The sequence below is a fragment of the uncultured Lactobacillus sp. genome, assembly GCF_948948975.1.
In the GTDB taxonomy this organism is placed as follows: Bacteria; Bacillota; Bacilli; order Lactobacillales; family Lactobacillaceae; genus Lactobacillus.
In genome coordinates, this window is record NZ_CARBVX010000003.1 from 50834 (window position 1) to 65686 (window position 14853).

Genomic DNA, 14853 nt, shown 5'->3' on the forward strand with positions numbered 1-14853 from the left:
AAACGTCCCTAGACTTCTTTCGAAATCTAGGGACGACTAAATTACTTTATTAGCCGTGGTACCACCCACGTTTACGCTTAATGCGCCTTAAAATAGTTGATACGGAAACTACCCCACCATGTACTTCGCTCACTTAACCTGCCTAACTCACACCAACCGCTAGTTCTCTGAACACTGAATTAAGTTGCTACTATTATTACCTATGATCATAAGGGAGAATAGCCATTAAGTCAACTGCTTATTTATAAAAGCCCTTAATCTTTAAGCTGTATCCTTTTCCACTCGACATATCATATTGAATTAATTGATAATCCTTCAATAACTCCTTTTGTTTCTTACTTAATTTTTTCTCAGAAATTTGCTTACCATTTTGATCAATTAATTCAAATCCATCGTTTCCGGAATAATTAATAGTAATAGCAGGTAACTCTTGGTAAATCTTAGTAAGCAAAGCTTGGTAAGCTGTTACTTTTGAATTAGTTTGCTCTAAAGCCATCGGAATAAAGGAAGCTGTTGACACATACTTATTTGGCTTAATTTTACTTTTAGCACCATGCTCACGGGCATACTTATTTGAATAGATAAAGTAGTTAGTTGCATGTAATTTTACCGGATACTTGCTTAATTGTGTCTGATCAATAATTGCTGGGTAAGGGTCACCATAGAATACAAGGGTAATTGGCTTGTTGATTTTATCAATCTGTTTAATAAACTTTTTCACAGCCTTGTCTGTATATTCAATACCTTTAGTGTAGGCAGCAAAACTATTTTTAGTATTTTCGTCAGAAATTAGAGATCCACTAACATTTTCTTTATATTCATTTGAAGAATAATAGTCACCATATGGAATATGGTTTTGCATTGAAATTAAATTGATAAACTGACCATCTTTTTGACTATTAATTTGTCGTAAGCCATTTTGATAAGCTGTCTCATCAGATAAATATGGATTAGTTCCGATAGTCTTTTTATCATAAATCTTATACTTAGAGCCTAAGTATGCGAATTTATTAAATTTAAAACGACGGTAATTATCAATTCGGCCATAAAACGTACCATTGAATGGATGTAAGGCACTACTGTACTTAAAGTTCATCCCAATTGTTGGATAAAACTTGTAACGGGATGTCACTTGCGTATATGGTGTGATTGCAGTAGAAAATACTCCCATGTTAAACCCAGTTAAGGATTCATATTCCATATTCCCTGTTCCGCCACCATAACCAGCACTAAGCATGTGGCCAGAAGTAGTGGTTGTCATCAACTTTCGAATATATTTAATTGGATCCCGAACATCATTAGAAATCTTAACACTTGGAAATTCTTTTGGATCAACAAAACTTTCGCTAAGATTAAAGACAAGTGTTTGATCGCTTAATTTATTCTTTCTAGTCTTATTAATGCTTACTGCTTCATTCTGATATTTTTCAACAACCTTTTTTATGGAGCTTTCTGAGTAATTAGTTGGTTTATCCATAATTGGTACTTTAATAAAGTCTAGAAAAGTTAGAATTGAACCATTAGCACCTGTACTATCAGGTGGATTTCTAAAGTTAGGACTATTATCAAAACCTTTTGAAATATAATAGATCGGTGAATTTTCATCGTTAAACCATAAAGGTGTAATTAAAACTAAGAGACTAATAACCAGTTTTGCCCAACTTGATTTTTTACGCTTGAGGTTAATTGAAAACTTCTTTTCTAAAAAGACAATTATAGCAATTAAGACAGCCAATCCAATTAAAATATAAATTAAATTATTTGTCCCCATCATTGGAATTAAGGTCTTCCAATTAACAATTTCACCAATTTCGGTTGGATAAACGGGCTCTTCTCTCAAGCTCATTTTAATGCTGTTAGCAATCGCAATTCCCAGCCCTAAAATAGTCGGAATACTTGCCGCTACCCAGAAGCGCTTGGTAAGTACATAAAATACTTCAAAACACGCTAGAAGAAAAATACTGGACAAGATAACAGTGCCAAGTCTATTAGTAAAAATATAAGTCAAAGTAACGTTAACATTACTCTTAAATGTAAAGAAACCAATAATACTTACAACCATAAAATATGCAAAGAGACATATTATTGGACTATGTTTCTTTAGGAAATTCAAGCCACTGTTTAACAGATTAAGAATATCATTTAAATCTGTACCGGTAAATTTGTTTAGAAACTTTTGAACATGCTTGTTTGAAAGAACGAATCTATTAAAAATGAAATTAATAATAAAACTTGCGATTAATAAGGACAGAATTAAGAGAAAAGTGACTTTCTTACTAACAGGAGCCAGTAATACTTGAAGTTTTTCTTTCCATAAAGTCATTCCATAAGCAGTTGTCCCAAAAATAATTGCAGGAATCAAAATAGAAAAAGTCTTATGAGATGTTCTGATTAACCATTTTCTAAAAAGCAATCCGCCAGTAACTACAAATAAAATCATTAATGGCGATGACGGACTCATTAACAAGCTTGTGTTCCATGCCATATTCATTTGCGTGAAAACAACTGCTTGTGGAGTTTGAATTGGAATTAATTGAATGGTGAAGTAATAAACTGCTGGAAGTAAAATTACTGTTGCAACTGTTAAGACCGCTACTAGCTTCTTAGATACAGTAATTTTTGAAATAAGCATTCCCCAGGCAAAAGGCAAAACTAAATACAAGCCAAAAACACTGTAGCTAGTTAATAATGAATTCCCAGCACTTAAGGTAAAAATCAAAATTGTAATTACTGTTAGTAAAAGCACATTCTGCTTAATATTTAACTTCTTTTGTAATCTAAAAATAAAAGGTTGAAAAAACAGAGAAATTATAACTCCACTAAATAAAGCTGATGTACTTGTTAAGACTGGAAAGAAGATTCCCCATAAGTTCCAAGCAGAGAAAAATTGCGGCAAAGAAATAACGAACACTAGATAAAAGATGACTAAAGTAATTACCCCTTCAAGCCAACTTTTAACCGCTTCCTTAAAGCTATATTCCTTACTACCATAGCTTATCCCATACCAAACCATCACAGCCAGCTCTACCAAACTTGTCATTAAGCCAATTTTAGCTCGACCAGCTACAGTTGGCGGATTATAGTTCCAAAAGCCTAAGGTTTGAATTAATATTCCCAGCAGTAAAACTATCAGTAAAATCCACTGGATTGTCTTTTTCAATGCTGATTTCATTTGTATATTCCTAACTTTTTCTTAATTGTGACTAATACGTCCACGCGCTTACCATGACCAGTAAAGAAATCGACAATATCTTTTCTAAATTGAAAAATCATGATTAATGTGGCAATTAAAAAAATTAATCCTTGTTCCCAGCCAAAATTAAGCCAAGTAAAAATACTGAATCCTAACATATAGACCAACGGTGGGATAGTAAGGTTCTTCATAACAATAACTAAAAACAAGCCAATTAATAAAGCAATTAGGCCCGCTCTCCAATCAAAAAAGACAATCCACAAAGCAGTAACTGCTACTCCTTTACCACCCTTAAAATGATTCCAAAATGGGAAAGAATGTCCTAAAACTACCCCAAGACCTGCAAAAGACAAATCTAAACGATTACCATGATAAATAAAGTAAACAATTAACAAAGCAGCTAAAGTTTTGGCTAAATCACCAATACAAGTCAGAATACCCCATTTTTTACCAAAAACTGCTCCAACATTAGCCGTTCCTGGATTACCAGAACCATATTTAGTCGGATCTTTATGCAAAAATATTTTTGTAACAATCATAGCAAAAAGGATATTTCCGAGGAAATATCCTATTACTAGCGAGACAAATTCATTCATTAGTACGCCCTATCTCCATTCCATAATTCATCCGTATACGGATCATATATGTAGTATACCTGATTAGAGTCACCACTGTTCCAATCAAATTGAGAATTCATTGAATTTTGATAGGTTTCATTATTATCAATGTCCATCGAATCTAACCCAAGATCATTTCTCACAATATTTGAGGTTCTTTGTAATTCTCTATCAGACATTACCTGGTACGAAGCATCTCCAATCATTGCTCCTACTCCATGTAAGTAGTCACTAGACATATTATTAGTACATTTACGATAGTTTTTACTAATCTTAACCATTGAATCAAAAGTCAGGTTTGTCCTCAAGCTAGTAGACACTGAACCTAAAATTGAGTCTAAATTCTTAAGAGTAGTAAGAGACAGTGCATGTTCTAAAACTGACATAATGACTTCACGCTGCCGTAATTGACGACCATAGTCTCCCTTAGGATCGTCATAGCGCATTCTAGAGTAAGCTAAAGCTTGGCTACCATTTAAGTGAACTGTTTTACCCTTAGTAAAGGTATAGCCATCATAAGTAAAGGTCAATGGTGGTGTCACTGTAACGCCACCAACACCATCAACAATCTTCCGCATGCCGCCCATATTCATCGAAATGTAGTACTTTATTGGCACATTGAGAACTTTACTTGTGGTCTGCATTGCCATCTTTGCTCCGCCAATATTATAAGCCGCATTAATTTTATGCACACTAAAACTGTCCGTACCAATCATCCGGGCCATCGTATCACGCGGAATAGACATCAAAGAAAGTTTCTTTTTGGCCGGATTCACGGTCACTAAAATCATTGTATCCGAGTTTCCACGAACTTCTTTTCTGCCGAAAGCTCCTGTATCTGTTCCTAACAACAAAATATTAAAAGATTCTTTACCAGAAAAGCTATCTTGCTTGACGGCTGTTTTAGGATCATAAGTTTTATCAAAAGCATTTTTCGCTTTTAAATATACGGAACCTGCATAAATTCCAAGTCCTAAAAACAAAACTAAAATTATTCCAATAATAATTTTGAGCTTTTTTTTCTTATTATGTTTTTCTCTGTTCAACTCAACTCTTGAGCGAATAGGTTCTTGGGGCTTCTTATCCATAATATTCTTTCTCAAACTTTCTTAAAACAAGGATATTATAGCAAAATTACATTCTTAAAACTTAATTATGACAAATCTTAACTAATTAGTAAAAAAAGAGGAAAACTTTATTGCTTCCCTCTTTCTATCTTATTTTAGAGTAATTGTTGTTGAAAAATGCGTGCTTTCGTCTGGTTCTAAGAAGTTATTTCCCTCTTTTTTCATCCAATCAGTTAATTCGTCACTTTTAATATCAGGTAATCCAGCAAATGGTTCCATACATAAGAATTTAGCTTCTGGATCTGTCATTGTCCAAAGTGCTACATATGGAAAATCTTCTAAAGTTAAAGAAATTTGATGATCGGATTTTGCACTTGATAATTCAATTCCAGTTAATCCAGGATTGTTAATAATAATCAACCCATCATCAAATTCCGAGTATGATAAAGGTAGCGTACTCTTTTCCGCCTTAGATACTGGAATAACTTTACCATTTCTAAATGGAATAGGATCAATTTGGAATTGAGTTAATTCTGTAACTTCTGGACTTAATGTCACTTCATAATCAGAAAATTCTAATTCATCTCCAGCAATTGGAACATTGAATCCTGGATGGAATCCAAGACCAAAAGGCATCGTTTCTTCTGAATTATTTTTAACCAAAAATTCTACCTTTAATTGATTAGCCTCTAACGTATAAGTAACCATTAGACTAAAGTGAAAGGGATAAACAGTTAAAGTTTCTTCATTTTCAGTTAAAGTTAAACTTACTCTATCATCTCCCTTGTCCACAACTGTCCAAGGATCATCACGAGCAAAGCCATGTTGCTTCATTCCATATATTTTTCCATTTAAAATATATTTATTGTCATTTGATTTTCCGATTGCCGGAAAAAGAATTGGAGCATGTCTTTCCCATTCACTCCCATTCCAGATATAGTCGGCATTCGTAGTCTTATCAACTACATGAGTAAGTTGAGCGCCGACCTCATTAATTTCAACCTTTAATTGGTTGTTTTCAATTGCTAGCATCCATTGTCCTCCTAAACAACTTCGACCAATCCCATTTGAAAATATCACGCCATACTCAATATGTCAACTGTAAGCGATAACATTTATCTTATTGTTAAATCTCTCATACTTATATGTGTCTTTAAGAAGCTTTACTTGATATAACATGATTGTATTTAACTTGACTTTTAATTTTGTTCTAATACAATTAAAAGTGTTCTAATACTAAAAATGATTTAAGAATTAGGACAAGTTGATACAAAGAAGGCATCCCAGACGTGGGATGCCTTTTTATTCGTTAGAATAATGTAGTTAACATTGCACCGCCAATAATTAAAATTAGGCCTGCAATGGTAAAAATCAAGCCGCTGCGAGTTTTCTTTTCGTGTAAGAAAATCAAGCCACCTAAAGTAGAAATCACTACACAAAGTTGTGAAATAACGAAAGCCATGTTAACTCCGTTATCTTGAACAGAAAGAATGTAAGCTAGTGCAGCAATTGCATAAAGAATACCTGCTCCACCACTTTGAACTGTAGATTTTTCTTTCCAAACGTGTAAATTCTTAGTAACTAAAGTATAGATAAATACAGCTACTAACATACCAAAGGTCTGACCAAAGAAAATAGAAACGCTGTTTCCATGTAAAGCCTTTGGAATAGAACTTGAAGTAATGTATCCAAGTGAAGTTAAAACAAGCAAGATAATAGTACTTACTTGATTAGATTTGTTTCCTTCGCTTGTTCCACGGTCAGTTAATGAAGTTAAAACAACCCCAATGATCAAAACTAAGATTCCAATAAAACCGTATAACTTAGCTTGAGGGCTGCTCCACTCACCAAAAGCGAGCACTCCAACAAGAGGAACCCCGATTAATTGCAAACCGGTAGAAATTGGCATAGTTTCAGAAACACCAATTTTTTCATAAGAAATATATTGACCAACTTGACCAATTACCCAGCAGGCTCCACCTAATGCAGAAAGCAAAAAGAGGGACCAGCTCATTGCTGGATGCATAATTGCCATTACAATTGCTCCAAAAATAAATGAAGCGGCAACAGTACCAACAATCTGATTATAAACTGTACTATTCTTTACACTTGCAATAACTAAGGGCATAAGTCCCCAGCCAATTGCTGGTAAAAACAAATAAACATATTTCATAATTTTGTATCTCTCCTAAACTTTTAAACAATTAATTCTATCAAGGATCGATACAGTCTGACAAGAGCTAATTATGAAATCCTTTTCTTTTTCATTAAAATTCTGTTACTCCGCCAAACTAGAATAAGTAAAATAACCTCTCCAATTAAAGGTAAAAAGATAATATTTAAAGAGGTAGCACTTGCAAATAACATATGCAAAACAACTGCTACTAAAAACATGATCCAGGAAGTCCATCTTCTAAACCATGGTTGCCAAATACTTCCCGCTAAGACGAGATAATATACACAAAGAACAAAGCCCAAAATAAGCAGCCAAGTTTGTCCCTGCACTGTAAAGATCTCAGCTCCCATCAGGGCTGCAAAACCGCTGATATAGGCTAAATATGCTAAAACTAGCATCATTACAAGTCTAATGATTAAAAGCTCACTATTTTTTTGCTTCATGACTAAATTATTTTTGAAAATTACCATTCCAATCCAAGCTAGTAAAAGCAAAGCGATCACTAGACCAATAGTAAAATTCATCGCCATTTGATTAGTCATGAAAAACACGATAATTAAAATCAAACCTAATTCATAGTAAAAATTAAGTGCAAAAATACTGCTCTTTAGCTCCATTGGGAGCCACAGTAAAACTATCGCAACAATAAAAAAGATAGAGCATCTACCTTTGAGTCCTTGATCAACTAGAGCATAGTTAGGCACATAAACCAAAATAGCAGCTAAAATCCCTAGAAAAGATAGAGCTATCTTTATCCAAATATCTTTTGTCAATTTTTTCATTCTTAAATTCTCCCTTGTTCAAATTATCGCACTTTTCAAATTTAGAATCCTCAAAAAAATTACTTACGAGAAAAAATTTTTCTGTTAGTACGATCAGCGACGCTTTTTTAGAAATTAAATACAGGAGAAATTTTTTTGGAAGAAGTACAATCATAAACAAGTCCAACTTAAAGAATACTAAGTTTTGTTATCAAAAAAGACCGAAGCCCCATGTGAACTTCGGTCTTTTATTACGTTTATTTTTTCTCTTTAATAATATAAATTGGTCGATTCTTAACTTGAATATATACCCTACCAATATATTTACCTAAAATACCAATGCAGAGAAGTTGTAAGCCACCCAGTAGCAGTATAATGCATACCATTGAAGCCCAACCAAAAATGCTTGAACCTGGGTAAAGCACACGACGGATAATCACTGCTATCAATCCAATAAGTGAGACGATGAAGGACCCGGTACCAATCCAAACAGCTAAGTTAAGGGGAGCTTGAGAAAAGTCGGCAATCCCATCCATGGCATATTTGAATAACTTCCAAGTGTTCCAGTCACTTTCACCAGCAACACGTTCAACGTTATGGTAGTCTAAATACTTGGTCTTAAATCCAACCCAAGAGAAAATCCCCTTTGAAAAACGGTTGTACTCAGGCATATCCAAAACTGCGTCTACCATTTGACGAGTCATCATTCGGTAGTCACGAGCTCCTGGAACGATTTCAGTATCAGAAATCTTATTAACTACCTTATAAAACATATCGCTTAAGAAGGACTTAAATTTAGCTTCTCCAGTACGATCCACTCTCCGAGTCCCAATACAGTCGTATTCTCCAGTTTTAATTAGATCATACATTTGTGGTAAAAACTTAGGAGGATCTTGTAAGTCAACATCCATTACAACTACATAGTCCCCAGTTGCTGCTTGAAGTCCAGCGTAAAGAGCAGATTCCTTACCAAAGTTTCTTGAAAATGAAACAAAGTGTACATGCTCTGGATCCTTCTTGCGTAGTTCTTTAATTTCTTTTAGGGTATTATCCTTTGATCCATCGTTAATAAACCAATATTCTGGTTCTAGATCAGGAATAGTATCCATTACTTTATTCACTGCGGGATAAAAAAGTGGTACAGATTCCTCTTCATTATAACAAGGAACTATAATTGATAATTTTTTCATACTTTAACAGTCTTTCTTATTACTTTCTAACGTCTACTTTTGGTTTAGTAGTTTTAATTTTTCTAAAGGTAAGTAATTTATTAATTACAAATTGTATCAAGGTAGCGATAAATGTAGAAACAGCCTTTACAATCAATTGATTATAACCAAGTTGAGTTACAAAAATAAATAGGCAGACAGTGGTAAACAAAGTTGTGATTTGTCCTACTAAATAATAGGAGATAAATCTTACTAATAATTTATCGTGAACCTTAAAGTTAAGAAAACTATTCCAGAAAAAGTTGTTGATCAACCCACAAGATGATGAAATAAAATTAGCTACTTCGACTTGCATCTTAAAATGAGTTAGAATGGCAAAAATTCCAAAGTCAACACCTAATCCTAACACACCAATTAATACATAAATTATTAACTGTCGCAAGTCTTCATTATGAAGTATTCTTTTAAAAATACCCACGGCTTATTTTCCCTTCTTTAATCAATCATTACTTATTTTAAACTAATTCTTTTTAAAATACTTTCTTTTTGACAAATTATTAATAATTTAATACAATATACTTACTTTAAGTTAGCTCAAATTAGTCATTCTTTATTCTTAATTAAACTATTTTTTATATTCTATATTCGAAAGGAAAGATATATGGCAAAAAAATCCAAAATCGTTAAGGCTGCTAAGCAGCGTGAATTAATCAAGAAATACTATGAATTAAAAGAAGCTGGTGACGTAGAAGCATTAGCAAAATTACCGCTTGATGCTCACCCAACTCACTACCATAATCGTGATTTACATGATGGTAGACCACATGGTTATATGCGTAAGTTTGGTATGTCACGTTTACGCTTCAAAGAATTAGCACACAAGGGGCAACTTCCTGGTGTGCGCAAAGCTAGTTGGTAAAATTATAAGACTAGTTCTTAGTTAAATCAAAATTTAAACATATAGTCACACTTTAGACATTCCTATTGGAATGTCTTTTTTTGTGTTTAATACTAAAAATTCTCAATTCATATTTTGATATAATTTTTATTAGGCTTTTATAGATAGCTAATATAAGAGCTTAGTAACTTTTCATGGCTCTACACCCCTCACATATATTTTAGGTTACGGAGGTGGAAGCCATGATAATTTGGATAGGCTGGAGTGTTGGTGTGCCTTGATAATAGCTGCTATTGCTATCGGCATTGTCTTAAACGCATTGGGTATTTTCCTAATCCGTGCAGCAATTGCTTATGTAATAACAAAAAAGGCTAATCACAAGGATTAGCCACACAATCAGTCATCTTAAGTTACGATTGGAGGTAGAGACTCGCACTCTCTATCTCCTTTTCTTTTACAATTATATAAGAATTTTAAGGGAATGTCATCATTAATATATTTTAGCTTTGCCTGGTAATTATTGATAATTCAATTTTTCCATAAGTGCTTCTGTTAATACCTTAGAAAAATTAATTTTCTTTTTCTCAGCTTGGAGAGCTAGTTTAGCAGGTACAGTTACATTTTTCTAACAGTTTTTTCAAAGTTAGCTGCTGATTTTGTTAGATCAGTCGGTACTAATACGACAAAAGCGCCAGGCTCCTCTATTTTAATCTCAGCAAGATCAGTCATTTTTGGCAATTTCTTTTCATCAAACAAAATTGTTCCCAAAGCATCTGCTGCCACTTTAAAAGCATCTTTTAGTCCATGCCCTTCAGTCACAGCTCCTTTAACATCAGGAAAACTAATAAAGTAAACATTATCTTCAATTGGTTTAAAGATTGCTGGATATGTTACAATTTTTTCTTTCATGATTATCCCTCCCAACAAAAAAGCTCCGACAAAAGTCGGAGCTTCTTTTACTCAAGAACTAAAAATTAGTCGTCAAGCTTTTCTTTGTTAACAACATCTAACTTGTCGTCAAATGTGTAAACAACTGGTTCACCAGTCTTCATTTCTAAGTCCATGATGTCATCATCAGAGATGTTTTCAATGTACTTAGTTAAAGCACGAAGTGAGTTACCGTGTGCAGCAATAATAACGTTCTTGCCGTCAAGTAAATCTGGAGCAATGTGATCTTCCCAGAATGGCATTACACGGTCTAAAGTAACGTGTAAGTTTTCTGCCTTAGGAACGATATGTGGATCAAGATTTGCGTAACGACGGTCATGTGCTTGACTGTATTCGTTATCGTCATCAATTTCAGGTGGTAAAACATCGTATGAACGACGCCAAATGTGAACTTGTTCGTCACCGTACTTTTCAGCAGTATCCTTCTTGTTTAAACCTTGAAGAGCACCGTAATGACGTTCGTTTAATCTCCAAGTCTTAGTTTCAGGAATCCAAAGTTGGTCACTTTCTTCAAGTGCGTAGTGCAAAGTCTTGATAGCACGAGTTAATAATGAAGTGTAAGCTTGATCAAATTCAAGACCGTGTTCCTTAATTAAACGACCAGCCTTCTTAGCTTCTTCAACACCTTTTTCTGAAAGGTTTACATCAACCCAACCAGTAAATTGGTTAGAAAGGTTCCATTCACTTTGACCGTGACGAATTAAAACTAATTTCGACATGAACTGTATCTCCTTTAAAATTCAATGTTTCACTAACTATTTTACACGCTTATTCAAAATTTTCATAGGAATTACGAAAAAAAGCTTGATTAATTCACAAAATATTTAATGTTAAAATAACGATAGATATATTAATTTTGATGAATTGGAGGTATTTAATTATGGAAAATATCAAGTTAGATGGAGGGCATCTCTCACTTGAGCAGCTAAATGCAATTTTTAGAACAATTCCACAAGAAATGGATGTTTTAGATGAAAACGACCGCGTTGTCTGGTCCTCTATGAATGAGAATCGGCTCTTTAAGCGTACTGAAAACGACATAGGTAAAACTGTTTTTGAGGTGCATCCCGGCCACAGTCAAAAGCATGTTAAAGAAGTCCTAAATCAAATGCACGCTGGCAAGCGTAAAAATATTTCAATCATGATTACCAAAGATAAACAGCCAGTTAATATTTCCTTCTATAGCCTACATAATGAACATGGTAAATATATTGGCTGCATTGAAGTAACCCAAGCAGTAAGCAACTTACAAGTTAAAGGCAGTAAATTGCGTAATATTTTAAATGTCCTTAAAAAGCACTAAAGTTAAGCTCTTAGAATGCTTTTTTCAGACAAAAATAGAGTAAAATAAATTAAGATAGATACATTTATTGGGGGAATATATTTTTATGAAGAGAAAATTCGGCTTCCTAATTTTATTGGGAGTAATTTTAGTTTCTTTAACTACAGCTTGTTCAAATAAAAGCAGTAAACAAGCAAAGAGTACTGGACCTTCTGCAAGTTCATTAATCAATGCAAAATTTAATTCTAGCTTTGCTAACGGTCACTTCACTCAAACTACTAATTCTAATGAAATGAACCAAAAGTCAAAATCAGAAGGTTTATTCAAAGACAAAGGTGATGTAACTAACCTTACCTATACCTTAACTCAAAAGAAGAAATCTCAAACTGAACAAATGTGGCTTACCAAGAAGGATATGTACTTACTTTTAGAGCAAAACAAGGGCCATTGGATTAAAAACTCAATTGATGCAGATAGCTTTGATTCAGACCAAGTAAAGGAAAGATTCGATCCTGCAACTTTTAAGAAAATTAACAAAGCTTTAGCTCAAAAAGCCACTGTTCAAAGAAAAAATGGAAATTATGAAATTAGTTTTGATGGTACCGACGCTAATCTATGGAATGCAGTCAATCCTTTAATTATCGATGCTATGAACACTCCTGGTTCTCAAAATATGCAAGTAGCTCGTTTAGTAAAATCAGCTCAAGTGCAAAATATTAAGGTAACTTATCTAATTGATCCAACTACTAAAAATGTCGAATCAATGACCTTTAAAGCTCAATACACTGCTGGCGGAAAATATAACTTCACTTGGAACCTAACTTACGACCAATTAGGTCAACACAGTGATTTAACCGTTCCTTCTGACATTCAAAAGAATGCAATTAGTGCTGAAGACATCAAAAAAGCACAAGAAGAACAAAATAATCAATAATCATTTAGAAAGATAAACTAATGGAAAAAAATAAAATCAAAGATAAAAAGATTATTTTTTCTAACAATCAAGGCGGCAAAATTGCCGCTTTAATTTTAGGTATTATTATCCTGATCTTAGTCGTTTGGGGAGCAATTATTGCCTTTAAAAAACCAAGCGTTAAAGACGCATTAACTACTGCTGCCGATACCAAAATTACTACTGCACGCGTTAACGTCAAAACTACTAATGCAAAGTCAAAAATGTATTCGAATTACGTCGTCGGTCCAAATAATGCTATCCATATTACGATGAAAAGCGTTCCTAAATCTGATACTAATTCTGAATTATGGGGTAACAAAGACTATGTTTATCACCGCGATGGCGCGAAACAATGGAATTATATTAAACAAAATGCCATCTTTAGTGAAGTTTATTCAGGCTATAAAAAGCTTTATACCGCACATGATTTCACCCAATTTTCTGTCGATGCCTTTAAACATATGACCATTAAATCTAATGGGTTTAATGGCTATATTATTTCTTATAAGGGTGATAATAGCGATGTAATTAAAAGCATGCAAAAAGCGACTACTGTAGCTCCCACTAGCGATCCACAGTCAACTAATGTTAAAAATATTGATTTAAGAATTTCTACTAATCGAAAAGAACAACTAACTGATATGTACTATAAAGTTACTTATAATACTAAGAAAGAAGGTACGCTCACCTTACATCTTTATGACATTAATAAAGTTAAAAAGTTAACCGTACCTTCCTCAGTTACTAAAAATGCTAAAAAATTAAATTTTAAACTTAATTAAAGGAGATTACCTTATGAAATTAGGTATTATTGGCTCAGGAAAAATTGTTCATGATTTTCTATCAATTGCTGATCAAATCCCAAATCTTGAACTTGCGGCTCTTTCGACTACTAAAAGAAGTCATCAAATCGGTCTTGAATTGCAAGAAAAATACAATATTTCAAAATTATATCAAGATAATACTGACCTATTTAATGATACTAATGTCGATACTGTCTATGTAGCTGTTCCAAATAGTTTGCATTTTAGTATTGCCAAGGCCGCATTAGAAGCAGGAAAAAACGTTATTTGTGAAAAACCATTTGTTGCTACAACTGATGAAGCACGTGAATTAAAAGAAATTGCTGATAAAAACCATGTAATTATTGTTGAGGCCATCACTAACATTTATCTAGAAAACTTTAAATTCATCGAAGATAATTTAACTAAAATTGCCCCAATTCATGTCGTTAATCTTAATTACACTCAATATTCAAGTCGCTATGATGCTTTCCTTGAAGGCGACATTCAACCAGCTTTTGATCCTAAAAAAGATGGTGGAGCTCTAATGGACTTAGGTATCTACAACTTGCACATTATTATTAAATTATTTGGTAAGCCAAGTTCTGTTAACTACTTCCCAACTATTCAAAAAGATATTGATACTTCTGGCATCCTTCACCTAGGCTATTCTGACAAACAAGCCAGTTCAATTGCGGCTAAAGATAGCTTTTCACCTAATGTCAGCACCATTGAAGGTGAAAAAGGTGCACTCATTATTTACGGCCATCCTAATGAAATGCCAAAGGTTGGCATTCAATTACGAGGAGAAGAGCCGAAAGTTGTTAACCACAACAAGTATTCTCATCGAATGGTTTCTGAATTTATCGAATTCACTAAAATTATTGATCAACATGATTTTACAGCTGCTGATCAAGCCTTTACCCATAGTCTAAATACCTTAGCCGTTTTACAAGAAGCGAAAAAGCAGCGTTAACAAAAATGACAGGACTAAAAATCCTGTCA

15 protein-coding genes are annotated in these 14853 nt (G+C 33.6%); 5 read left to right on the top strand and 10 right to left on the bottom strand.

Features of this window, described 5'->3' with window-relative positions:
* Positions 1-238: 238 nt before the first annotated feature.
* From Q9R40_RS02225 to Q9R40_RS02260, 8 genes are all read right to left on the bottom strand, one after another.
* Complete coding sequence (locus Q9R40_RS02225) at positions 239-3172, bottom strand: sulfatase-like hydrolase/transferase (RefSeq protein WP_304676129.1); 2934 nt, start codon at positions 3170-3172, stop codon at positions 239-241.
* Positions 3169-3789: a glycerol-3-phosphate acyltransferase gene (locus tag Q9R40_RS02230; protein WP_304676130.1), complete on the bottom strand. Its 621-nt coding sequence runs from the start codon at positions 3787-3789 to the stop codon at positions 3169-3171. Before Q9R40_RS02230 ends, Q9R40_RS02225 begins: the two co-directional genes overlap by 4 nt.
* Complete coding sequence (locus Q9R40_RS02235) at positions 3789-4898, bottom strand: LCP family protein (RefSeq protein ID WP_304676131.1); 1110 nt, start codon at positions 4896-4898, stop codon at positions 3789-3791. The genes Q9R40_RS02230 and Q9R40_RS02235 overlap by 1 nt, the downstream gene beginning before the upstream one ends.
* 129 nt (positions 4899-5027) lie before the next feature.
* Positions 5028-5909: an aldose 1-epimerase family protein gene (locus tag Q9R40_RS02240; RefSeq protein WP_304676132.1), complete on the bottom strand. Its 882-nt coding sequence runs from the start codon at positions 5907-5909 to the stop codon at positions 5028-5030.
* 277 nt (positions 5910-6186) lie between these two features.
* A complete protein-coding gene (locus Q9R40_RS02245; RefSeq protein ID WP_297938934.1) occupies positions 6187-7050 on the bottom strand; it encodes a GRP family sugar transporter in 864 nt (287 codons plus the stop codon).
* 71 nt (positions 7051-7121) lie between these two features.
* Positions 7122-7835, bottom strand: coding sequence for a hypothetical protein (locus tag Q9R40_RS02250; RefSeq protein ID WP_304676133.1), 714 nt, complete (start codon positions 7833-7835; stop codon positions 7122-7124).
* Positions 7836-8071: 236 nt separating this feature from the next.
* Complete coding sequence (locus Q9R40_RS02255; protein ID WP_297938929.1) at positions 8072-9004, bottom strand: glycosyltransferase family 2 protein; 933 nt, start codon at positions 9002-9004, stop codon at positions 8072-8074.
* A 19-nt stretch (positions 9005-9023) separates the two neighbouring features.
* A complete protein-coding gene (locus Q9R40_RS02260; protein WP_004896037.1) occupies positions 9024-9461 on the bottom strand; it encodes a GtrA family protein in 438 nt (145 codons plus the stop codon).
* Between the two features lie 183 nt (positions 9462-9644).
* Here Q9R40_RS02260 and rpsN point away from each other — a divergent pair, with 183 nt between their 5' ends.
* Positions 9645-9902 carry a 30S ribosomal protein S14 gene (rpsN, locus tag Q9R40_RS02265; RefSeq protein WP_003649568.1) on the top strand — a complete coding sequence of 86 codons (258 nt, stop codon included), beginning with the start codon at positions 9645-9647 and terminating at the stop codon, positions 9900-9902.
* 594 nt (positions 9903-10496) lie between these two features.
* Here rpsN and Q9R40_RS02270 read toward each other — a convergent pair.
* Positions 10497-10790, bottom strand: coding sequence for a type II toxin-antitoxin system HicB family antitoxin (locus tag Q9R40_RS02270; RefSeq protein ID WP_304676134.1), 294 nt, complete (start codon positions 10788-10790; stop codon positions 10497-10499).
* A 65-nt stretch (positions 10791-10855) separates the two neighbouring features.
* The gene (locus Q9R40_RS02275; protein WP_260307474.1) at positions 10856-11548 is read right to left on the bottom strand and encodes a 2,3-diphosphoglycerate-dependent phosphoglycerate mutase; all 693 of its coding nucleotides are present in this window, start codon (positions 11546-11548) and stop codon (positions 10856-10858) included.
* 161 nt (positions 11549-11709) lie between these two features.
* On the opposite strand from Q9R40_RS02275, the gene Q9R40_RS02280 reads away from it, so the two are divergent.
* The 4 genes from Q9R40_RS02280 to Q9R40_RS02295 all read left to right on the top strand — a co-directional run bounded on the left by Q9R40_RS02280 (position 11710) and on the right by Q9R40_RS02295 (position 14824).
* Complete coding sequence (locus Q9R40_RS02280) at positions 11710-12132, top strand: PAS domain-containing protein (RefSeq protein WP_304676135.1); 423 nt, start codon at positions 11710-11712, stop codon at positions 12130-12132.
* Positions 12133-12217: 85 nt separating this feature from the next.
* Positions 12218-13045 (top strand): DUF6612 family protein, encoded by an 828-nt coding sequence (locus tag Q9R40_RS02285; RefSeq protein WP_304676136.1) that lies wholly within the window; start codon positions 12218-12220, stop codon positions 13043-13045.
* 20 nt (positions 13046-13065) lie between these two features.
* Positions 13066-13848, top strand: coding sequence for a DUF6612 family protein (locus tag Q9R40_RS02290; protein ID WP_304676137.1), 783 nt, complete (start codon positions 13066-13068; stop codon positions 13846-13848).
* Positions 13849-13861: 13 nt separating this feature from the next.
* Entirely contained in the window at positions 13862-14824 is a 963-nt protein-coding gene (locus Q9R40_RS02295) for a Gfo/Idh/MocA family protein (RefSeq protein WP_304676138.1), read from the top strand.
* Positions 14825-14853 lie beyond the last annotated feature (29 nt).

Coding starts and splice junctions, on each gene's coding strand:
- Q9R40_RS02225 (WP_304676129.1), bottom strand. CDS start 3,172: ATGAAATCAGCATTGAAAAAGACAATCCAGTGGATTTTACTGATAGTT.
- Q9R40_RS02230 (WP_304676130.1), bottom strand. CDS start 3,789: ATGAATGAATTTGTCTCGCTAGTAATAGGATATTTCCTCGGAAATATC.
- Q9R40_RS02235 (WP_304676131.1), bottom strand. CDS start 4,898: ATGGATAAGAAGCCCCAAGAACCTATTCGCTCAAGAGTTGAGTTGAAC.
- Q9R40_RS02240 (WP_304676132.1), bottom strand. CDS start 5,909: ATGCTAGCAATTGAAAACAACCAATTAAAGGTTGAAATTAATGAGGTC.
- Q9R40_RS02245 (WP_297938934.1), bottom strand. CDS start 7,050: ATGAAATATGTTTATTTGTTTTTACCAGCAATTGGCTGGGGACTTATG.
- Q9R40_RS02250 (WP_304676133.1), bottom strand. CDS start 7,835: ATGAAAAAATTGACAAAAGATATTTGGATAAAGATAGCTCTATCTTTT.
- Q9R40_RS02255 (WP_297938929.1), bottom strand. CDS start 9,004: ATGAAAAAATTATCAATTATAGTTCCTTGTTATAATGAAGAGGAATCT.
- rpsN (WP_003649568.1), top strand. CDS start 9,645: ATGGCAAAAAAATCCAAAATCGTTAAGGCTGCTAAGCAGCGTGAATTA.
- Q9R40_RS02270 (WP_304676134.1), bottom strand. CDS start 10,790: ATGAAAGAAAAAATTGTAACATATCCAGCAATCTTTAAACCAATTGAA.
- Q9R40_RS02275 (WP_260307474.1), bottom strand. CDS start 11,548: ATGTCGAAATTAGTTTTAATTCGTCACGGTCAAAGTGAATGGAACCTT.
- Q9R40_RS02280 (WP_304676135.1), top strand. CDS start 11,710: ATGGAAAATATCAAGTTAGATGGAGGGCATCTCTCACTTGAGCAGCTA.
- Q9R40_RS02285 (WP_304676136.1), top strand. CDS start 12,218: ATGAAGAGAAAATTCGGCTTCCTAATTTTATTGGGAGTAATTTTAGTT.
- Q9R40_RS02290 (WP_304676137.1), top strand. CDS start 13,066: ATGGAAAAAAATAAAATCAAAGATAAAAAGATTATTTTTTCTAACAAT.
- Q9R40_RS02295 (WP_304676138.1), top strand. CDS start 13,862: ATGAAATTAGGTATTATTGGCTCAGGAAAAATTGTTCATGATTTTCTA.